Source organism: Pantoea sp. GM_Pan_3, from assembly GCF_026541045.1.
Lineage (GTDB): Bacteria > Pseudomonadota > Gammaproteobacteria > Enterobacterales > Enterobacteriaceae > Pantoea > Pantoea anthophila.
The window spans coordinates 218,969-236,891 of record NZ_JALNVA010000001.1 but is presented as its reverse complement, the minus strand read 5'-3'; the positions used below and the strand labels follow the sequence as shown (position 1 = coordinate 236,891).

Genomic DNA, 17,923 nt, shown 5'->3' with positions numbered 1-17,923 from the left:
TGACGCCTGTAGCAAGGTATGGCGGACCGGGAATGGCCCGCCATAAATCTGTCCGCTATAGGGATTTTGCGTATGGCCTGTGCTCACCGCCTCAGATCGCTATCCCCGTCCAAATCGCCCTTCCGGATAAGGCCTGAGCAGTGGATCAGAAGGCAATATTGGCGCTGATACCGCCGATAAAGGCATCTTTGACTTCACTCACCGCACCCGGTGCTACGACATACTGCAGGTTAGGCCGCAGTGACATCCAGTTCGTCACTTTGGCGTTGTAGTAAACCTCATAGTTGTACTCTGACCCTTCCTGAATCGGCAGATAGGTCGGGCTGTCAAAGCGGCTCTCACCATTAGCCTGATTCTGCTGACGCAGTGAGCGGGTATAGTCGCTGTTCACATGAATGCGTGATGCGCCTACGCCAATCTCATCCTGCGGACGGGCATCAAACGGACCGGTCCAGGTCAAGGCGACAGACTGGTAGTTGTCGGTTTTCGAGGTCTTGTGATCGTTCATCACAGCCTGCACCCGCACGCCCAGACCACGATTCACATCGCCATCCTGCGCGGTCAGCTGCTGTTGTAACAGCAGATAGCCGCCATAGGCGTGAGCCTGATCCTGATAGCCGCCGTTGCGCCAGCTGCCATAAACATCCCCATCCACTGACGAGTAGTAGTAGCCGATGCGGTAGTTACCCGGTAATTTCTCCGGCCCGAACGTCGGTTTCCAGCCCAGTTCGACCGGCACCAGATTGCCTTCAGAGTTGCTGGTATCCAGCCGGAAGCCATCGCCGCGATCGTAGTTGGCGCGGTTCTGGTTGTAGAAACCCACCTGGAAGAACAGCTCAGGCGTCATATTGATTTTTACCCGACCGCCCCACTGCGAGACCGGCCAGTTGAACCAGCGGTCGCCACGCCAGTTACCCGCCTGGCCGCTGCCCAGCGCCAGGTTCTGGAACAGGTTGCCGTCGAAGTTATCGAAGTCCTCGCCCACGGTGACCCGCCCGGCTTTCAGATCAACCACATCGTTGAACAGCCCTTTGCGCAACCAGAACTGCGTCAGCCGCCAGGTCTGACCGCGACCGTACACCTCCTGAACCGATGAGAGCATACCGGTGCGTTTATCCGCCACCTGCTCAGAGAGATTCTGTCCGTCGCGGTTAGTGACGGTCATCTGAAACTCTGCATCCTGCCAGTTCAGCAGTTTTTCCAGGTCGAAGTTGGTGCCAAACGTCCACTGATCGCTGTAGCGCATGGTGGTGTTGGTATCTGCGCCGCCACCCAGATTGGCGGCACTTTCCATGGTGTAGTTAACGTCAAACTTAATCCCTTCGTCCTGCAGCTGCGTTCGGTAACCGTCCCAGTCACCAAACATCCATTCGGAATCCGGGCTCAGAGCGTCAGCCGCCATAGCGGGCGCGGAGAGAATAGCCAGGATCAGGGTGCCGGTTGCCACACGGCGCAGCGGAAAAGCGTGCTCTGCTTGTCTGTTTTTCATGGTGCGTTTTCTTATGTGAGTGACAGGAAGTGACGCGCAGAGGATAGTGCTGGATAAGCTTCAGTTTTTGTAAATACGTGCGCATAATTTCCTGAAACATCAGTTTATTAACGCATTTGTGATCGGGATCGCTGAATGGTTATTCTGCGGGCAGAATGCGCATTTTTTGACAGGCGTAATCGATAAAGGGGCGCTAGCGCCCCCTGAATCAGCGGCTGGCCTCGTCCAGCTGTGCAATCTGCTCTGGGGTCAGGGTCAGCTGTGTCGCCCCCACCAGGTCGTCAATCTGCTGAAGCGAGGTGGCGCTGACGATCGGCGCGGTAATCCCGGGACGGGCAATCTGCCAGGCGAGTGCGACCTGCGTCGGCGTCACCTGATGCGCCTCGCTGATAGCATCCAGCGCGTCGAGAATCCGCAATCCGCGCGGATTGAGGTATTTCTCTACCACGCCCTGCCCCCGTGCGCTTTTTCCGGCATCAGCCGCATCACGGTATTTGCCACTGAGAAAACCGCTCGCCAGCGAGTAGTAGTTGATGACGCCCAGACCCTGTGCCATGACCACCGGCTCAAGCTCCGATTCATAGGGCTGACGGTCATAGAGGTTATATTCAGGTTGTAAGGTCTCATAGCGCGCCAGCCCCTGGCTCTCACTTACCTGCAGTGCCTCCTCAAGCCGCGCCGCACTGTAGTTAGAGGCTCCGATGGCGCGCACTTTCCCTTCCCGGATCAGGCTGTCGAAGGCACTCAGGGTCTCGGCCAGCGGCGTATCCTGGTCGTCGCGATGCGCCTGATAAAGATCGATATAGTCAGTCTGTAACCGGCGCAGTGAATCTTCGACCGCCTGGCGAATATATTGCGGCTTCAGCCCGGTTTTCTCGGGTGACAGCTCCATGCCGACCTTGGTCGCCAGTACGATCTGGTCACGTTTACCGTTTTTTTTCAGCCACTCACCAATAATGGTTTCCGATTCTCCCCCTTTGTTGCCCGGTGCCCAGCGGGAATAGACGTCGGCGGTGTCGATAAACCAGAGTCCTTTCTCCACCAGCGCATCCAGCAGCGAAAAGGATGTCGGCTGATCTACCGTCCAGCCAAATACATTGCCGCCAAACGTCAGTAACGGCACCGCGATACCACTGTCACCTAACTGCCGGGTTTGATTCTGACTCATCCTCTGCTCCTTATTTGCCTGATAAAGGGTCTTTATCTCAGCATAGCAAAGGGATTTTCATGGCTTAATGACGATTGTGCTGCGATTAATGAAAGAACAGGCATAATTACGCCGTCCTGACAGATATCCTTAATTCCTTCAATTTCTGCCTGTCAGAGGCGACTACACTCTGTCGTTTGCAGGCTCCCCCTTTGATGCCTGCGCCTGGGACTACGTCACTGCTGGAGAGCATCAACAATCATGAGCACCCGACATCCTGTTATGAAAAAAACCCTGATCGTGCTGGCCCTGATCGCCGTGGCCGCTGGCGGCTATTACGTCTGGCAGCGCCCCGCTGAGCCGCAGAGCAGCCAGAGTAGCTCGCCAGCCCCACGCGGTAAGGGTGGCGATGACGGCGCACGCCGTTCGCTGGCACCGGTTCAGGCCGCTACAGCGACCCGCCAGAGCGTGCCGCAATATCTGAGCGGTCTCGGCACCGTCACCGCCGCCAATACCGCCACGGTGCGCAGCCGGGTGAATGGCGATCTGCTGGCGATCCATTTTACCGAAGGTCAGCAGGTCAAAGCGGGCGAGTTGCTGGCGGAAGTCGATCCGCGGCCTTATCAGGTAGCCCTCACCCAGGCGCAGGGCCAGCTGGCGAAAGATCAGGCGACGCTGGCTAACGCCCGCCGGGACCTGGCACGCTATGAAAAGCTGGCGAAAACGTCGCTGGTGTCGCAACAGGATCTGGATACCCAGCGCTCGCTGGTCAGCGAAACGCTCGGTACGCTGAAAGCCGATGAGGGCAGTGTCGCCAGTGCGCAGCTTAACCTCACTTACAGTCGGATCACCGCACCCATTGCCGGCCGGGTGGGTCTGAAACAGGTGGATGTCGGCAACTACGTGACCAGCGGCGACACCAACGGCATTGTGATCATCACCCAGACGCAGCCGATCGATGTGGTCTTTACCCTGGCAGAAAACAGCATCACGCCGATTCTGAAAGCGCAGAAAAGCGGTGAGCCACTGCTGGTGGAAGCCTGGGATCGCAGTAACCAGAATCTGATTGCCAGCGGTAAGCTGCTGAGCCTGGACAATCAGATTGATGTCACCACCGGCACCATCAAAATCAAAGCGCGTTTTGACAATCAGGATGACACGCTCTTCCCCAACCAGTTCGTCAATGTGCGCCTCAAGGTCAACACCCTGCAGGATGCGATTGTGATCCCGCCTGCCGCGCTGCAGATGGGCAACGAGGGCCACTTTGTCTGGGTGGTCAACAGCGACAACAAGGTCAGTAAGAAAAGCGTGATGGCCGGGCTGCAGGACAGCCAGAAGGTGGTGGTCAGCGCCGGTCTGGAAGCGGGTGAGCGTGTCGTCACCGATGGTCTGGATCGCCTGACTGAAGGTGCGAAAGTCGAGGTCGTGACCGCCCAGAGCAGTGCACCGGGCAGCAGCCGGGCCACCCTGCCGTCAAAAGGAGAGCGTGAGTAATGCAGGTCATGCCTCCCGATCACAGTGGCGGGCCGTCACGGCAGTTTATTCTGCGTCCGGTTGCCACCACGCTGTTGATGATTGCGATTTTACTGGCCGGGGTGCTGGGTTATCGCTTCCTGCCGGTGTCGGCCCTGCCAGAAGTAGACTATCCGACCATCCAGGTGGTCACCCTCTATCCGGGCGCCAGCCCGGATGTGGTCACCTCTTCCATTACCGCCCCGCTGGAGCGCCAGTTTGGCCAGATGTCCGGCCTGAAACAGATGGCGTCGCAAAGCGCAGGGGGCGCCTCGGTTGTGACCCTGCAGTTCCAGCTGTCGCTGCCGCTGGATGTGGCGGAGCAGGAGGTGCAGGCCGCCATTAACTCCGCCACCAACCTGCTGCCCAACGATCTGCCTAATCCACCGGTCTACAGCAAAGTGAACCCGGCCGATCCGCCGATTATGACGCTGGCGGTCACCACCAGCAGCATGCCGCTGACGCAGGTTCAGGACATGGTGGAAACGCGGGTGGCGCAGAAGATTTCTCAGGTCAGCGGCGTCGGCCTCGTCACCCTGTCGGGCGGTCAGCGTCCGGCCGTGCGGGTAAAAATGAATGCCCAAGCGCTGGCGGCGCTGGGTCTGACCAGCGAAAGCGTGCGCACCGCAATCAGCAATGCCAACGTCAACTCCGCCAAAGGGAGCCTGGATGGCCCGACCCGCTCAGTCACCCTGTCAGCCAATGACCAGATGAAATCTGCTGAGGATTACCGCCAGCTGATTATCAGCTATAAAAATGGCGCACCGGTGCGGCTTGGCGACGTGGCGACCATCGAACAGGGCGCGGAAAACAGCTGGCTGGGTGCGTGGGCCAACCGCGATGCGGCGATTGTGCTCAACGTTCAGCGTCAGCCCGGAGCCAATATCATCGCCACCGCCGACAGCATTCGCGCCATGCTGCCAGCGCTGACGGCGACGCTGCCAAAATCGGTGGAGGTGAAACTGCTCACCGACCGCACCACCAATATCCGCGCGTCGGTCAGTGACACACAGCATGAGCTGATGCTGGCGATGGCGCTGGTGGTGATGATTATCTACCTCTTTCTGCGCAATGTGCCGGCCACCCTGATCCCGGCAGTCGCCGTGCCGCTGTCGCTGATCGGCACCTTTGCCGCGATGTATTTCCTCGGTTTTTCGATCAACAACCTCACGCTGATGGCGCTGACCATCGCCACCGGCTTTGTGGTCGACGATGCCATCGTGGTGATTGAGAACATCTCACGCTATATCGAGAAAGGAGAAAAGCCGCTCACCGCTGCGCTGAAAGGGGCTGGCGAGATCGGCTTCACCATCATCTCCCTCACCTTCTCGCTGATTGCGGTGCTTATCCCGCTGCTGTTTATGGGGGATGTGATTGGCCGCCTGTTCCGCGAATTTGCCGTGACGCTGGCGGTGGCGATTCTGATTTCTGCCGTGGTCTCGCTGACGCTGACGCCGATGATGTGCGCCAGAATGCTGAGCGCAGAGTCGCTGCGTAAACAGAACCGTTTCTCCCGGGCCAGTGAAGCGATGTTTGACCGCATCGTGGCCGTTTACGGTCGCGGCCTGAGCCGGGTGCTGAATCATCCCTGGCTGACGCTGTCGGTGGCGCTGGGCACGCTGGTTCTGACCCTGGTGCTCTGGATGGTCATTCCCAAAGGCTTCTTCCCGCAGCAGGACAACAGCATTATTCAGGGTACGCTGCAGGCTCCCCAGTCCGTTTCCTACGCCAGCATGGCGCAGCGCACCCGCGACGTCGCCTCGGTCATCATGAAAGATCCGGCGGTGCAGAGCCTGACCTCCTTTGTCGGCGTGGATGGCACCAACGCCTCGCTGAACAGCGCGCGGCTGCAGATCAACCTGAAACCGCTGGATGAGCGCGACGACCGCATTCCTGAAATCGAGCAGCGCCTGCAACAGCAGGTCAGTCAGCTGCCGGGCGTCCAGCTGTGGCTGCAGGCGGTGCAGGATCTCACTATCGATACGCAGGCGAGCCGCACCCCCTATCAGTTCACGCTGCAGTCGGGTTCCCTGTCGTCGCTCAGCACCTGGGTGCCCGCCCTGCTGAACCGGCTCAGAACCCTGCCGCAGCTGCACGATGTCAGCAGCGACTGGCAGGATCAGGGGCTGGAAGCCTACGTCAATGTCGATCGTGACAGCGCCAGCCGCCTCGGCATCAGCATGGCGGATGTCGATAATGCGCTCTATAACGCCTTCGGCCAGCGGCTGATCTCCACCATCTACACCCAGGCCAATCAGTATCGCGTGGTGCTGGAGCAGGACAATCACGCCACGCCGGGCCTGCAGAGCCTGGACGCGATTCGCCTGAACAGCACCGACGGCGGCAGCGTGCCGCTGAGCGCCATCGCCCGCATCGAACAGCGCCATGCGCCCCTCAGCATCAGCCATCTCGACCAGTTTCCTTCGGCGACCTTCTCCTTCAACGTCGCTGACGGCTACTCGCTGGAAGATGCGGTGAAAGCGGTGTCACAGGCTGAAGCGGAGCTGGGGATGCCGGCGGAGATGATGACCCAGTTCCAGGGCAGCACCCTGGCGTTCGAAGCGGCGCTGAGCAGCACCGTCTGGCTGATTGTGGCGGCGATTGTCGCGATGTATATCGTACTGGGCGTGCTCTATGAGAGCTTTATCCACCCCATCACCATCCTCTCCACCTTGCCCACGGCCGGTGTCGGCGCGCTGCTGGCACTGATGCTCAGCGGTAACGAGCTGGATATTGTGGCGATCATCGGCATCATCCTGCTGATCGGTATTGTGAAAAAGAATGCCATCATGATGATCGACTTTGCGCTGGCGGCCGAACGTGAACAGGGGATGAAACCCTATGACGCCATCTATCAGGCCTCACTGCTGCGCTTCCGTCCGATTCTGATGACCACGCTGGCGGCCCTGCTGGGTGCGCTGCCGCTGATGCTCAGCACCGGCGTCGGCGCGGAACTGCGTCATCCGCTGGGGATTGCGATGGTCGGCGGCCTGATTCTGAGTCAGGTGCTGACCCTGTTTACTACGCCGGTGATCTACCTGCTGTTTGATCGCCTGGCGCACGCCACCCGCCGCCGCTTCGGCCGCACGGAGGCCGCAGAGTGAAGTTCTTTGCCCTGTTTATTCACCGGCCCGTCGCCACCACCCTGCTGACGCTGGCCATCGCGCTGGCCGGAATTCTGGGGTTCCGGCTGCTGCCGGTTGCCCCGCTGCCGCAGGTCGATTTTCCGGTGATCGTCATCTCCGGCTCGCTGCCGGGGGCCTCACCCGAGATCATGGCGTCGTCGGTCGCCACGCCGCTGGAGCGGTCGCTGGGACGTATCGCGGGCGTCAGTGAAATGACCTCGATGAGCTCGCTGGGCAGTACCCGCATCATTCTGGTGTTCGATTTCGATCGCGACATCAACGGTGCCGCGCGCGACGTGCAGGCTGCGCTCAACGCGGCGCAAAGCCTGCTGCCGACCGGCATGCCCTCACGTCCGACTTACCGCAAAGTGAACCCCTCTGATGCGCCGATTATGATCATGACGCTGACCTCGGATACCTACAATCCGGGCCAGCTCTACGATTATGCCTCGACGCAGCTGGCGCAGAAGCTGTCACAGATTCAGGGGGTCGGCGACGTTACCGTGGGGGGCAGTTCGCTGCCCGCCGTGCGCGTGGCGCTGAATCCGCAGGCGCTGTTTAATCAGGGGGTCTCGCTGGATGCGGTGCGCACCGCCATTTCCGACGCCAACCAGCGCCGCCCGCAGGGCGCAGTGGATGATTCACAGCAGCGCTGGCAGTTGCGCACCAATGACGCGCTGCAGACCGCCCGCGAGTATCAGCCGCTAATCGTGCATTATAAAAACGGCGCGGCGGTGAAGCTGTCTGATGTGGCGACCGTGGAAGATTCGGTTCAGGACGTACGCAACGCCGGGATGTCACGCGGTAAACCGGCCGTGCTGTTACTGATCCGCAAAACCCCTGACGCGAACGTCATTGAGACGGTTGACCGCATCCGTGCCGAGATGCCGCTGCTGCATGAGGTGATCCCGGCCGCCATCGACCTGCAGATTGCCCAGGATCGCTCCCCTACCATCCGCGCTTCGCTGCATGAAGTGGAGCAGTCGCTGTTAATCGCCGTCGGGCTGGTGATTCTGGTGGTGTTCGTGTTCCTGCGCTCCGGACGCGCCACGCTGATCCCCGCCATCGCCGTGCCGGTCTCGCTGATTGGCACCTTCGCGGCCATGTACCTGTGCGGCTTCAGCCTCAACAACCTGTCGCTGATGGCGCTGACCATAGCCACCGGCTTTGTGGTGGACGATGCGATCGTGGTGCTGGAGAACATCGCCCGCCATGTAGAAGCGGGTATGAAACCGCTGGCCGCCGCGCTGAAGGGCGTGCGCGAAGTGGGCTTTACCGTGCTGTCAATGAGCCTGTCGCTGATTGCGGTTTTCCTGCCGCTGCTGATGATCGGCGGGCTGATTGGCCGGTTCTTCTCTGAATTTGCCATTACCCTGTCGGTGGCGATCGCCATCTCGCTGGTTATTTCGATCACCCTGACGCCGATGATGTGCGCGTATCTGCTGAAGCCTCACGCGCCACGCAGCCAGCCGCGCCGGCGCGGTGCAGGTCGGCTGCTGATGGCGATCCAGCAGGGCTATGGCCGATCGCTTAGCGTGGTGCTGAACCATGCGCGCTGGGTGCTGCTGCTCTTTTTCGCCACGATTGCCCTGACCGGCTGGCTGTTTGTCTCAATCCCGAAAACCTTTATGCCGGAACAGGATACCGGTCGACTCGCCGGGTTTATCTCCGCCGACCAGAGCATCTCGTTTCAGGCGATGCGCAGTAAGCTGCAGGATTTCATGGAGATCGTCGGAGCCGACCCGGCGGTGGACAGCGTGGTGGGCTTTACCGGCGGCATGCGCACCAACAGCGGCTCCATGTTTATCTCCCTGAAACCGCTCTCTGAGCGGAAAGAGAACGCCCAGGCGATTATCGCCCGGCTGCGCGACAAGCTGGCGAAAGAGCCGGGTGCCAGCCTCTATCTGAATGCGGTGCAGGATCTGCGCGTCGGCGGCCGGGAGTCGAACGCCGGATACCAGTATTCGCTGCTGTCGGACGATCTCAATGCGCTGCGCACCTGGGAGCCAAAAATCCGTCAGGCGTTCTCTGCCCTGCCGCAGCTGGCGGATGTGAACTCCGATCAGCAGGATAAAGGCAGCGAGATGGCGCTGACCTACGATCGAGAAAGCATGGCCCGTCTGGGCATCGATGTCTCCGAAGCCAATGCGCTGTTAAATAACGCCTTTGGCCAGCGGCAGATCTCCACCATCTACCAGCCGCTTAACCAGTACAAAGTGGTGATGGAGGTGGATCCGCGCTATACCCAGGATATCAGCGCCCTGTCACAGATGTTTGTGATAAACAGCGAAGGCAAAGCGATTCCGCTGTCGTGGTTCGCCCACTGGCAGCCCGCCAATGCCCCGCTGTCGGTGAACCATGAAGGGCTGTCGGCCGCCTCGACCATTTCGTTCAATCTGCCGGAAGGGGTTTCGCTGTCACAGGCCTCTGACGCGATTGAGCGCACCATGACCGCGCTGGGCGTGCCTTCCAGCGTACGCGGCAGCTTTGCCGGCACGGCACAGGTGTTTCAGCAGTCGCAAAGCAGCCAGCTGTGGCTGATGCTGGCGGCGATTGCCGCGGTCTATATCGTGCTGGGGATCCTCTATGAGAGCTATGTGCATCCGCTGACGATCCTTTCCACACTGCCTTCGGCGGGCGTGGGCGCGCTGCTGGCGCTGGAACTGTTTGATACGCCCTTCAGCCTGATTGCCCTGATTGGTATTCTGCTGCTGATCGGTATCGTGAAAAAGAACGCCATCATGATGGTCGATTTTGCGCTGGAAGCTGAGCGCAACGGCCAGCTCAGCGCACGGGATGCCATTTTCCAGGCGTGTCTGCTGCGCTTCCGGCCGATCATGATGACCACACTGGCGGCGCTGTTTGGCGCGCTGCCGCTGGTGTTATCCAGTGGCGACGGGGCGGAACTGCGTCAGCCGCTGGGGATTACCATTGCAGGGGGTCTGGTGATGAGTCAGTTACTGACGCTTTACACCACGCCAGTGATCTACCTGATGATGGATAAGCTGCGGCGCAGAAAGCGGTCGCGGTCAGCCGCACCGCAGACGTAACGCCTGAGGCTGCGGCAGGGCACCGGGCAAACCATCTGAATCGGGGGAAGGGATGAGTACGCAAAGCACGAACGTCCGCTGGCAGTTGTGGATTGTCGCCATCGGCTTTTTTATGCAGACGCTGGACACCACCATCGTGAATACGGCTATTCCGGCGATGGCGCACGATCTGGGCGTCAGCCCGCTGCACATGCATGCGGTGATCGTCTATTACGTCCTCACCGTGGCGGTGATGCTGCCGGTCAGCGGCTGGCTGGCGGATCGCTTTGGCGTGCGCAACATCTTCTTCAGCGCGATCCTGCTGTTCAGTCTGGGATCGCTGCTGTGTGCCCTCTCCGGCACGCTGGATCAGCTGGTGCTGGCGCGGGTGGTTCAGGGGATTGGTGGTGCCATGATGGTGCCGGTGGGGCGACTGACGGTGATGAAAATCGTTCCGCGTGAGCAGTATATGGCCGCCATGACCTTTGTCACCCTGCCCGGCCAGATTGGCCCGCTGCTGGGCCCGGCGCTGGGCGGGGTGCTGGTCGAATATGCCAGCTGGCACTGGATCTTCCTGATCAATATCCCGGTCGGCATCGCCGGCGCGATTGCCACCCTGATGCTGATGCCCAACTACAGCATGCAGACCCGCCGCTTCGATTTTGCCGGTTTTTTTCTGCTGGCCGCCGGTATGGCGACCCTGACGCTGGCGCTGGACGGTCAGCGCAGCAGCGGCGGCTCCGCCCTGCTGCTGGGTGCGATGATCCTCGCGGGCCTGTTCTCGCTGCTGTTCTACCTGATGCACGCACGCGGCAATGATAACGCGCTGTTCAGCCTGAAGCTGTTTGATAACCGCCTCTACGCTATCGGCCTGCTGGGCAGTTTTACCGGCCGTATCGGCAGCGGCATGCTGCCCTTTATGACGCCCATCTTCCTGCAGCTCGGCATGGGCTACAGCCCGTTCCACGCCGGTCTGATGATGATCCCGATGGTTCTGGGCAACATGGGGATGAAGCGTATTGTGGTGCGCATCGTTAATCGCTATGGCTATCGCAACGTGCTGGTGATGTCGACCGTGGCGCTGGCGCTGGTGGTGCTGCTGTTTCCGCTGGTGGCGATCCTGGGCTGGGTCTGGCTGCTGCCGCTGGTGCTGTTTCTGCAGGGCATGGTCAACGCCATTCGCTTCTCCTCGATGAACACGCTGACGCTGAAAGAGCTGCCGGACACGCTGGCGTCGAGCGGAAACAGCCTGCTGTCGATGATTATGCAGCTGTCGATGAGTATTGGCGTCACCGTCGCCGGGCTGCTGCTGGGCGCCTTTGCTCAGGAGGGCGCAGCCAACAGCGCAGCAGAACATCAGATGTTTATTTACACCTACCTGTGCATGTCACTGATTATTATCCTGCCCGCGCTGATCTTCTGGCGCGTTCCGCCGCAGGTGAGCAGCAACGTCGATTTGCGACGCCGGAGAAAACAATGAGAGTTAACCTGCGCCTGGGTATCGGGGCCAAACTGTTTATGGCGATTTTCGCCACCTGCATGCTGGTACTGATTACCATGCACTGGGGAGTCCGCCTCAGCTTTGAGCATGGCTTCGTCGACTATATCAAGCGCGGCAATCAGCAGCGCCTGAGCCTGCTCGGCGATGCGCTGGCCGATCAGTATGAGCAGCACGGCAACTGGGATTTTCTGCGCCACAACGACCGCCTGGTGTTCACCATGCTGCGTTCGCTGGAGCAGAATCCGGGCAACAGTCAGCTGCCGCCGCATGGCTGGCGCACCCAGTTCTGGATCCTCGACCAGCAGTACAGGGTGCTGGTCGGGCCGCCCACGCCGGTGCCGCCCGAGGGCACGCGACGCAACATCACCACCAGCAACGGTAAGGTGGTCGGCTGGGTTATCGGCTCACCGCCGGAGCGGCTGACGCGCAGCACCGACATTAACTTCGATCAGCAGCAGCGCCGCACCAGCTGGATTATCGTTGGCCTCTCGACGCTGCTGGCGGCGCTGGCCACCTGGCTGATGGCGCGCGGGCTGCTGGCCCCGGTCAAACGGCTGGTCGACGGCACCCATCATCTGGCCGCGGGCAACTTTGCCACCCGCGTCGAAGTCAGCAGCCGGGACGAACTGGGCCAGCTGGCCGGTGACTTTAACCTTCTCGCCAGCTCGCTGGAGAAAAACGAAAGCATGCGCCGCGCCTTTATGGCGGATATCTCCCATGAGTTACGCACGCCGCTGGCCATTCTGCGCGGTGAACTGGAAGCGATGCAGGATGGCGTGCGCAAACTGACGCCGGAAGCGATCGCTTCGCTGCAGAGTGAAGTGGTGGTGCTGACCAAGCTGGTGGATGACCTGCATCAGCTGTCGCTGTCGGATGAGGGCGCCCTGGCCTACCGCAAACAGGCGACCGACCTGGTACAACTGCTGGAAGTCACGGCGGGCAGCTTTGCCGAACGCTACCGCGCGCATGGCCTGACGTTAAAGCTGAACCTGCCCGATGATGCTCCCTTCTTCGGCGATCCCGATCGCCTGATGCAGCTCTTCACTAACCTGCTGGAGAACAGCCTGCGCTACACCGACAGCGGTGGCCGGGTTGAGGTGACGCTGAAGTATCAGGCTCCGCACTGGCGGGTAGAGTTTGATGACAGCGCGCCGGGCGTGGATCGGGAACATCAGGCGCAGATTTTTGAACGTTTCTTCCGCACCGAAGGCTCCCGTAATCGGGCCAGCGGCGGATCGGGACTCGGTCTCGCCATCTGTAAGAACATTGCCGACGCGCACGGCGGCGATATCTCTGCGTCGCACTCTGATTTAGGTGGACTGAAAATCGCGCTACACTTGCGCTATGTTCCCCTTGCGTAGACGCTTATGAGCCTGGAAAACCACGACCCGCTGATTCTGGTGGTCGAAGATGAGCCCAAACTGGCGCAGCTGATGATCGACTATCTGCACGCCTCCAATTACCGCACCCATCACATCGCCGACGGCAACGGCGTGCTGGATTATGTGCGCCAGACCCCACCCGATCTGATGCTGCTGGACCTGATGCTGCCCGGCACCGACGGTTTAACGCTGTGCCGGGAAATCCGCCGTCATTCGGAACTGCCGATTATTATGGTCACCGCCCGCACCGAGGAGATCGATCGGCTGCTGGGGCTGGAGCTGGGTGCCGATGACTATATCTGCAAACCCTTCAGCCCGCGGGAAGTTGTCGCGCGGGTTAAGACCATTCTGCGCCGGGTAAAACGTTCGGCGGAAGAGCCGCAGAGCAGTTCGCTGCTCAGAGTCGATGAGAGCCGCTTCTCGGCCAGCTGGCGTGATAAGCCGCTCGATTTAACCCCGGCCGAGTTTCGTCTGCTGAAAACCCTGTCGCTGGAACCGGGCAAGGTCTTTTCGCGCGAGCAACTGCTCAACCATCTCTATGATGATTACCGCGTGGTAACCGATCGCACCATCGACAGCCATATCAAGAATCTGCGGCGCAAGCTGGAGAATCTCGACAGCGAGCAACCCTTTATCCGTGCCGTCTACGGCATGGGCTATCGCTGGGAAGCGGATGCCTGTCATTTGATCTAGTTTGATCCCGATCAATTTACTTCCCTTTTCTCACTGCCTACAATTCCGCACCTTTTGCAGGGCTTCACGGCCCTGCCTCTGCCGCCTCTGGCGGCATACTGACCTGACATCAGTGAGAACCCCATGAAACCTGAACTGCTCTCCCCCGCCGGGACGCTGAAAAACATGCGTTACGCCTTCGCCTATGGTGCCGATGCCGTCTATGCCGGTCAGCCGCGCTACAGCCTGCGGGTGCGTAATAATGAATTTACCCACGAAAATCTCGCGCTGGGCATCAACGAAGCGCACGCGCTGGGCAAAAAATTCTACGTGGTGGTCAACATCGCGCCGCACAACGCCAAGCTGAAAACCTTTATTCGTGACTTAACGCCGGTGGTGGCGATGCAGCCTGATGCGCTGATTATGTCCGATCCGGGTCTGATTATGCTGGTGCGGGAGGCCTTCCCGGCGATGCCGATCCACCTCTCGGTGCAGGCCAATGCGGTCAACTGGGCCACGGTGAAGTTCTGGCAGCAGATGGGGCTGAGCCGGGTGATCCTGTCGCGCGAGCTGTCGCTGGAGGAGATCGCCGAAATCCGTCAGCAGGTGCCGGAGATGGAGCTGGAAGTCTTTGTTCATGGTGCGCTCTGTATGGCCTATTCCGGTCGCTGCCTGCTCTCCGGCTATATGAACAAACGCGATCCGAACCAGGGCACCTGCACCAACGCCTGCCGCTGGGAATACAAAGTGGCGGAAGGCCAGCAGGATGAGGTGGGCAACATTGTCGGCATCCACCAGCCGGTGACGGTGCAGGAGGTGACGCCAGCGCTGGGCATCGGTCAGCCGACCGACAAGGTGTTCCTGCTGGAAGAGAAGATGAAACCCGGCGAAGTGATGAGCGCGTTCGAAGATGAGCATGGCACCTATATCATGAACTCGCGGGATCTGCGTGCGGTGGCACATGTGGAGCGGCTCAGCGAGATGGGCGTCCATTCGCTGAAGATTGAGGGGCGCACCAAGTCCTACTACTACTGCGCGCGCACCGCCCAGGTGTATCGCCGCGCGATTGACGATGCCGCCGCGGGAAAACCCTTTGATGCGTCACTGCTGCTCACCCTGGAGGGTCTGGCACATCGCGGCTATACCGAAGGCTTTCTGCGTCGTCACACTCACGACAGCTACCAGAACTATGAGCAGGGCTTTTCCGTCTCCGATCGTCAGCAGTTTGTGGGCGAGTTTACCGGCGAACGCCGGGGCGAATGGGCCGAAGTGGCGGTAAAAAATAAGTTCATGCTGCACGACAGCGTGGAGATCATGACGCCCGACGGCAACCTGCAGTGCCAGCTCGATGCGCTGCAGGACAGCCGTGGCGAACCCGCCGACGTGGCCCCCGGCGACGGTCATCGCGTCTGGCTGCGGGTGCCTGAGGCGGTGGATCTGCGCTTTGCGCTGCTGCTGCGTAACTTCTATCACGGCGAAGATACCCGGGCCCCTCATAATCGTTTACCAACGGAAACAAATTGATGAAATCAGAACAGGATCACAGACCCCTGCGCCGGGCTGCTTTATAGTCCCGCCTGCTGCTAACGAGTAACAACAAACGGCAGATTTACCAGGAACCACCTCATTTACCCGCCCGGCTCCCCCGTGCGGGTTTTCTTTTTTCATGCTTTCGCCAATAATCTGGTGCTGGAAGCTGTGTTATACCTTCCCCCTCCTACTCTGTAGATCATCAAGGAACGCACAATGGACAATAAACCGCTTACGCTGCTCATCCTGAATGGGAAAGGCGCCGGTAATGACGATCTGCGCGATGCTATCACGACCCTGCGGGAAGAAGGCTTTGAGATTGCGGTGCGCGTCACCTTTGAGAAAGGCGACGGCGATCGCTATGTCAAAGAGGCGATCCAGCTGCAGGCTGCTACCGTCGTTGCCGGTGGCGGCGATGGCACCATCAACGAAGTTGCGACGGCGCTGGCGGCTTCGGAAGCGGAACATCGCCCGGTGCTGGGCATTCTGCCGCTGGGCACCGCCAACGACTTTGCCACCAGCGTCGGTATCCCGGAAGAGATGGAGCCGGCACTGCGGCTGGCGATTCAGGGCAAAGCGAGTGCCATCGATCTGGCCCGGGTCAACCAGAGTCACTACTTCATTAATATGGCGACTGGCGGCTTCGGCACCCGGATCACCACAGAAACCCCGGAAAAGCTGAAATCGGCGCTGGGGGGTGTCTCCTACTTTATTCACGGCCTGATGCGCATGGACACGCTGAAACCCGACACCTGTGAGATCAGCGGTCCCGATTTTGCCTGGCAGGGTGATGCGCTGGTGATCGGCATCGGAAACGGGCGTCAGGCAGGCGGCGGACAGCGACTGTGTCCCTCTGCCCTGATTGACGACGGGCGGCTTGATGTCAGCATCGTCACCGCGCAGGAGCTGCTGCCGACCCTGTTCCATTCTCTTACCGGCGATGATGACAATCCCGGCATCGTCACCACGCAGCTGGAATCACTGACGATCCGATCGCCTCATGAGATGACCTTTAACCTGGATGGTGAACCGCTCTCCGGACGCGAATTTGTGATTGAGGTTATGGCAGGCGCGCTGAGCTGCCGTCTGCCTCCGCAGTGTGCCTTACTCTCCTGATGCTGAGGGGGCTGCGCCCCCTTTTTTTGTTTCTGCCGCCCCTCCTGATGTTACCTTTATTAACATACACCCCTGTTTTCTAACGCTTTTTCTGGCGATAAAATCAGCATGTGACTGGCTTCACAACTCTGCCCTTTTAACTTGTATGGTAGTATTAATGCGCGTACGTTTTCATCATCGAAGGCTGACTCAAGGCAAACAGGATGAAGATTGTAAAGGCAGAAGTATTTGTAACCTGCGCAGGCAGAAACTTTGTCACCGTCAAAATCACCACCGATCAGGGTCTGACCGGCATTGGTGATGCAACCCTCAATGGCCGGGAACTGCCGGTCGCCTCCTACCTGAAAGATCATGTCTGCCCGCAGCTGATCGGCCGCGATGCGCATCAGATCGAAGACATCTGGCAATACTTCTACAAAGGGGCCTACTGGCGTCGTGGCCCGGTCACCATGTCTGCGATCTCGGCGGTCGATATGGCGCTGTGGGATATCAAAGGCAAAGCGGCCAACATGCCGGTTTATCAGCTGCTGGGTGGCGCCTCCCGCACCGGCGTGATGGTCTATTGCCACACCACCGGTCACTCCATCGATGAAGTGATGGATGATTACGCGAAGCACAAAGAGCTGGGCTTTAAGGCGATTCGCGCCCAGTGCGGCGTGCCGGGCATGAAGACCACCTACGGCATGGCGAAAGGGAAAGGACTGGCCTATGAACCGGCGACCAAAGGTAACTGGCCGGAAGAGCAGCTCTGGTCAACGGAAAAATACCTCGATTTCACCCCGAAACTGTTCGCCGCGATCCGCGATAAGTTCGGTTTCGATGAGCATCTGCTGCATGACATGCATCATCGTCTGACGCCGATTGAAGCGGCGCGCTTTGGCAAAAGCGTGGAAGATTATCGTCTGTTCTGGATGGAAGATCCGACGCCGGCTGAGAATCAGGAATGCTTCCGCCTGATTCGCCAGCACACCGTCACACCGATTGCGGTGGGCGAAGTGTTCAACAGCATCTGGGATTGTAAGCAGCTGATTGAAGAGCAACTGATCGACTATATACGCACGACCATTACCCACGCGGGCGGCATTACCGGCATGCGGCGTATCGCTGATTTTGCGTCGCTCTATCAGGTGCGCACCGGCTCACACGGGCCCTCTGACCTCTCCCCGATCTGCATGGCCGCGGCGCTGCACTTCGACCTCTGGGTGCCCAATTTCGGCGTGCAGGAGTATATGGGCTTCTCTGAGCAGATGATGGAGCTGTTTGACGCCAGCTGGACCTTTGACCAGGGCTATATGCATCCTGGCGACAAGCCGGGCCTCGGCATCGACTTCAACGAAAAACTGGCGGCGAAATATCCCTATGAACCCGCCTATCTGCCGGTCGCCCGTCTTGAAGATGGCACCCTCTGGAACTGGTAAGG

At 59.7% G+C, this 17,923-nt stretch carries 11 protein-coding genes; 9 read left to right on the top strand and 2 right to left on the bottom strand.

Annotated features, from left to right (window positions below; all coding sequences use genetic code 11):
• Positions 1-145 precede the first annotated feature (145 nt).
• Together OXR04_RS00960 and OXR04_RS00955 are read right to left on the bottom strand one after the other, a co-directional pair.
• Positions 146-1,489 (bottom strand): carbohydrate porin, encoded by a 1,344-nt coding sequence (locus OXR04_RS00960; protein WP_167428794.1) that lies wholly within the window; start codon positions 1,487-1,489, stop codon positions 146-148.
• 208 nt (positions 1,490-1,697) lie between these two features.
• On the bottom strand, positions 1,698-2,657 hold the full coding sequence (locus OXR04_RS00955; RefSeq protein WP_267371611.1) for an aldo/keto reductase: 960 nt from the start codon (positions 2,655-2,657) through the stop codon (positions 1,698-1,700).
• Between the two features lie 240 nt (positions 2,658-2,897).
• Here OXR04_RS00955 and OXR04_RS00950 point away from each other — a divergent pair, with 240 nt between their 5' ends.
• The 9 genes from OXR04_RS00950 (at position 2,898) to manD (ending at position 17,921) form a co-directional block, all read left to right on the top strand.
• Positions 2,898-4,130: an MdtA/MuxA family multidrug efflux RND transporter periplasmic adaptor subunit gene (locus OXR04_RS00950; RefSeq protein ID WP_267371614.1), complete on the top strand. Its 1,233-nt coding sequence runs from the start codon at positions 2,898-2,900 to the stop codon at positions 4,128-4,130.
• Positions 4,130-7,252, top strand: a complete 3,123-nt coding sequence (locus tag OXR04_RS00945) for an MdtB/MuxB family multidrug efflux RND transporter permease subunit (RefSeq protein WP_267371616.1) — start codon at positions 4,130-4,132, stop codon at positions 7,250-7,252. Before OXR04_RS00950 ends, OXR04_RS00945 begins: the two co-directional genes overlap by 1 nt.
• Positions 7,249-10,323 (top strand): multidrug efflux RND transporter permease subunit MdtC, encoded by a 3,075-nt coding sequence (mdtC, locus tag OXR04_RS00940; protein ID WP_267371618.1) that lies wholly within the window; start codon positions 7,249-7,251, stop codon positions 10,321-10,323. Before OXR04_RS00945 ends, mdtC begins: the two co-directional genes overlap by 4 nt.
• A gap of 52 nt (positions 10,324-10,375) precedes the next feature.
• Entirely contained in the window at positions 10,376-11,782 is a 1,407-nt protein-coding gene (locus OXR04_RS00935; protein WP_046102204.1) for an MFS transporter, read from the top strand.
• Entirely contained in the window at positions 11,779-13,164 is a 1,386-nt protein-coding gene (baeS, locus tag OXR04_RS00930) for a two-component system sensor histidine kinase BaeS (RefSeq protein ID WP_058956693.1), read from the top strand. Before OXR04_RS00935 ends, baeS begins: the two co-directional genes overlap by 4 nt.
• A 6-nt stretch (positions 13,165-13,170) precedes the next feature.
• Positions 13,171-13,878: a two-component system response regulator BaeR gene (gene baeR / locus OXR04_RS00925; protein ID WP_009089220.1), complete on the top strand. Its 708-nt coding sequence runs from the start codon at positions 13,171-13,173 to the stop codon at positions 13,876-13,878.
• Positions 13,879-14,001: 123 nt separating this feature from the next.
• On the top strand, positions 14,002-15,381 hold the full coding sequence (gene yegQ, locus OXR04_RS00920; protein ID WP_267371624.1) for a tRNA 5-hydroxyuridine modification protein YegQ: 1,380 nt from the start codon (positions 14,002-14,004) through the stop codon (positions 15,379-15,381).
• Positions 15,382-15,603: 222 nt separating this feature from the next.
• The gene (yegS, locus tag OXR04_RS00915; RefSeq protein ID WP_267371627.1) at positions 15,604-16,503 is read left to right on the top strand and encodes a lipid kinase YegS; all 900 of its coding nucleotides are present in this window, start codon (positions 15,604-15,606) and stop codon (positions 16,501-16,503) included.
• A gap of 203 nt (positions 16,504-16,706) precedes the next feature.
• On the top strand, positions 16,707-17,921 hold the full coding sequence (gene manD / locus OXR04_RS00910) for a D-mannonate dehydratase ManD (RefSeq protein ID WP_009089214.1): 1,215 nt from the start codon (positions 16,707-16,709) through the stop codon (positions 17,919-17,921).
• The last annotated feature ends 2 nt before the right edge of the window (positions 17,922-17,923 follow it).

Coding starts and splice junctions, on each gene's coding strand:
- OXR04_RS00960 (WP_167428794.1), bottom strand. CDS start 1,489: ATGAAAAACAGACAAGCAGAGCACGCTTTTCCGCTGCGCCGTGTGGCA.
- OXR04_RS00955 (WP_267371611.1), bottom strand. CDS start 2,657: ATGAGTCAGAATCAAACCCGGCAGTTAGGTGACAGTGGTATCGCGGTG.
- OXR04_RS00950 (WP_267371614.1), top strand. CDS start 2,898: ATGAGCACCCGACATCCTGTTATGAAAAAAACCCTGATCGTGCTGGCC.
- OXR04_RS00945 (WP_267371616.1), top strand. CDS start 4,130: ATGCAGGTCATGCCTCCCGATCACAGTGGCGGGCCGTCACGGCAGTTT.
- OXR04_RS00935 (WP_046102204.1), top strand. CDS start 10,376: ATGAGTACGCAAAGCACGAACGTCCGCTGGCAGTTGTGGATTGTCGCC.
- baeS (WP_058956693.1), top strand. CDS start 11,779: ATGAGAGTTAACCTGCGCCTGGGTATCGGGGCCAAACTGTTTATGGCG.
- baeR (WP_009089220.1), top strand. CDS start 13,171: ATGAGCCTGGAAAACCACGACCCGCTGATTCTGGTGGTCGAAGATGAG.
- yegQ (WP_267371624.1), top strand. CDS start 14,002: ATGAAACCTGAACTGCTCTCCCCCGCCGGGACGCTGAAAAACATGCGT.
- yegS (WP_267371627.1), top strand. CDS start 15,604: ATGGACAATAAACCGCTTACGCTGCTCATCCTGAATGGGAAAGGCGCC.
- manD (WP_009089214.1), top strand. CDS start 16,707: ATGAAGATTGTAAAGGCAGAAGTATTTGTAACCTGCGCAGGCAGAAAC.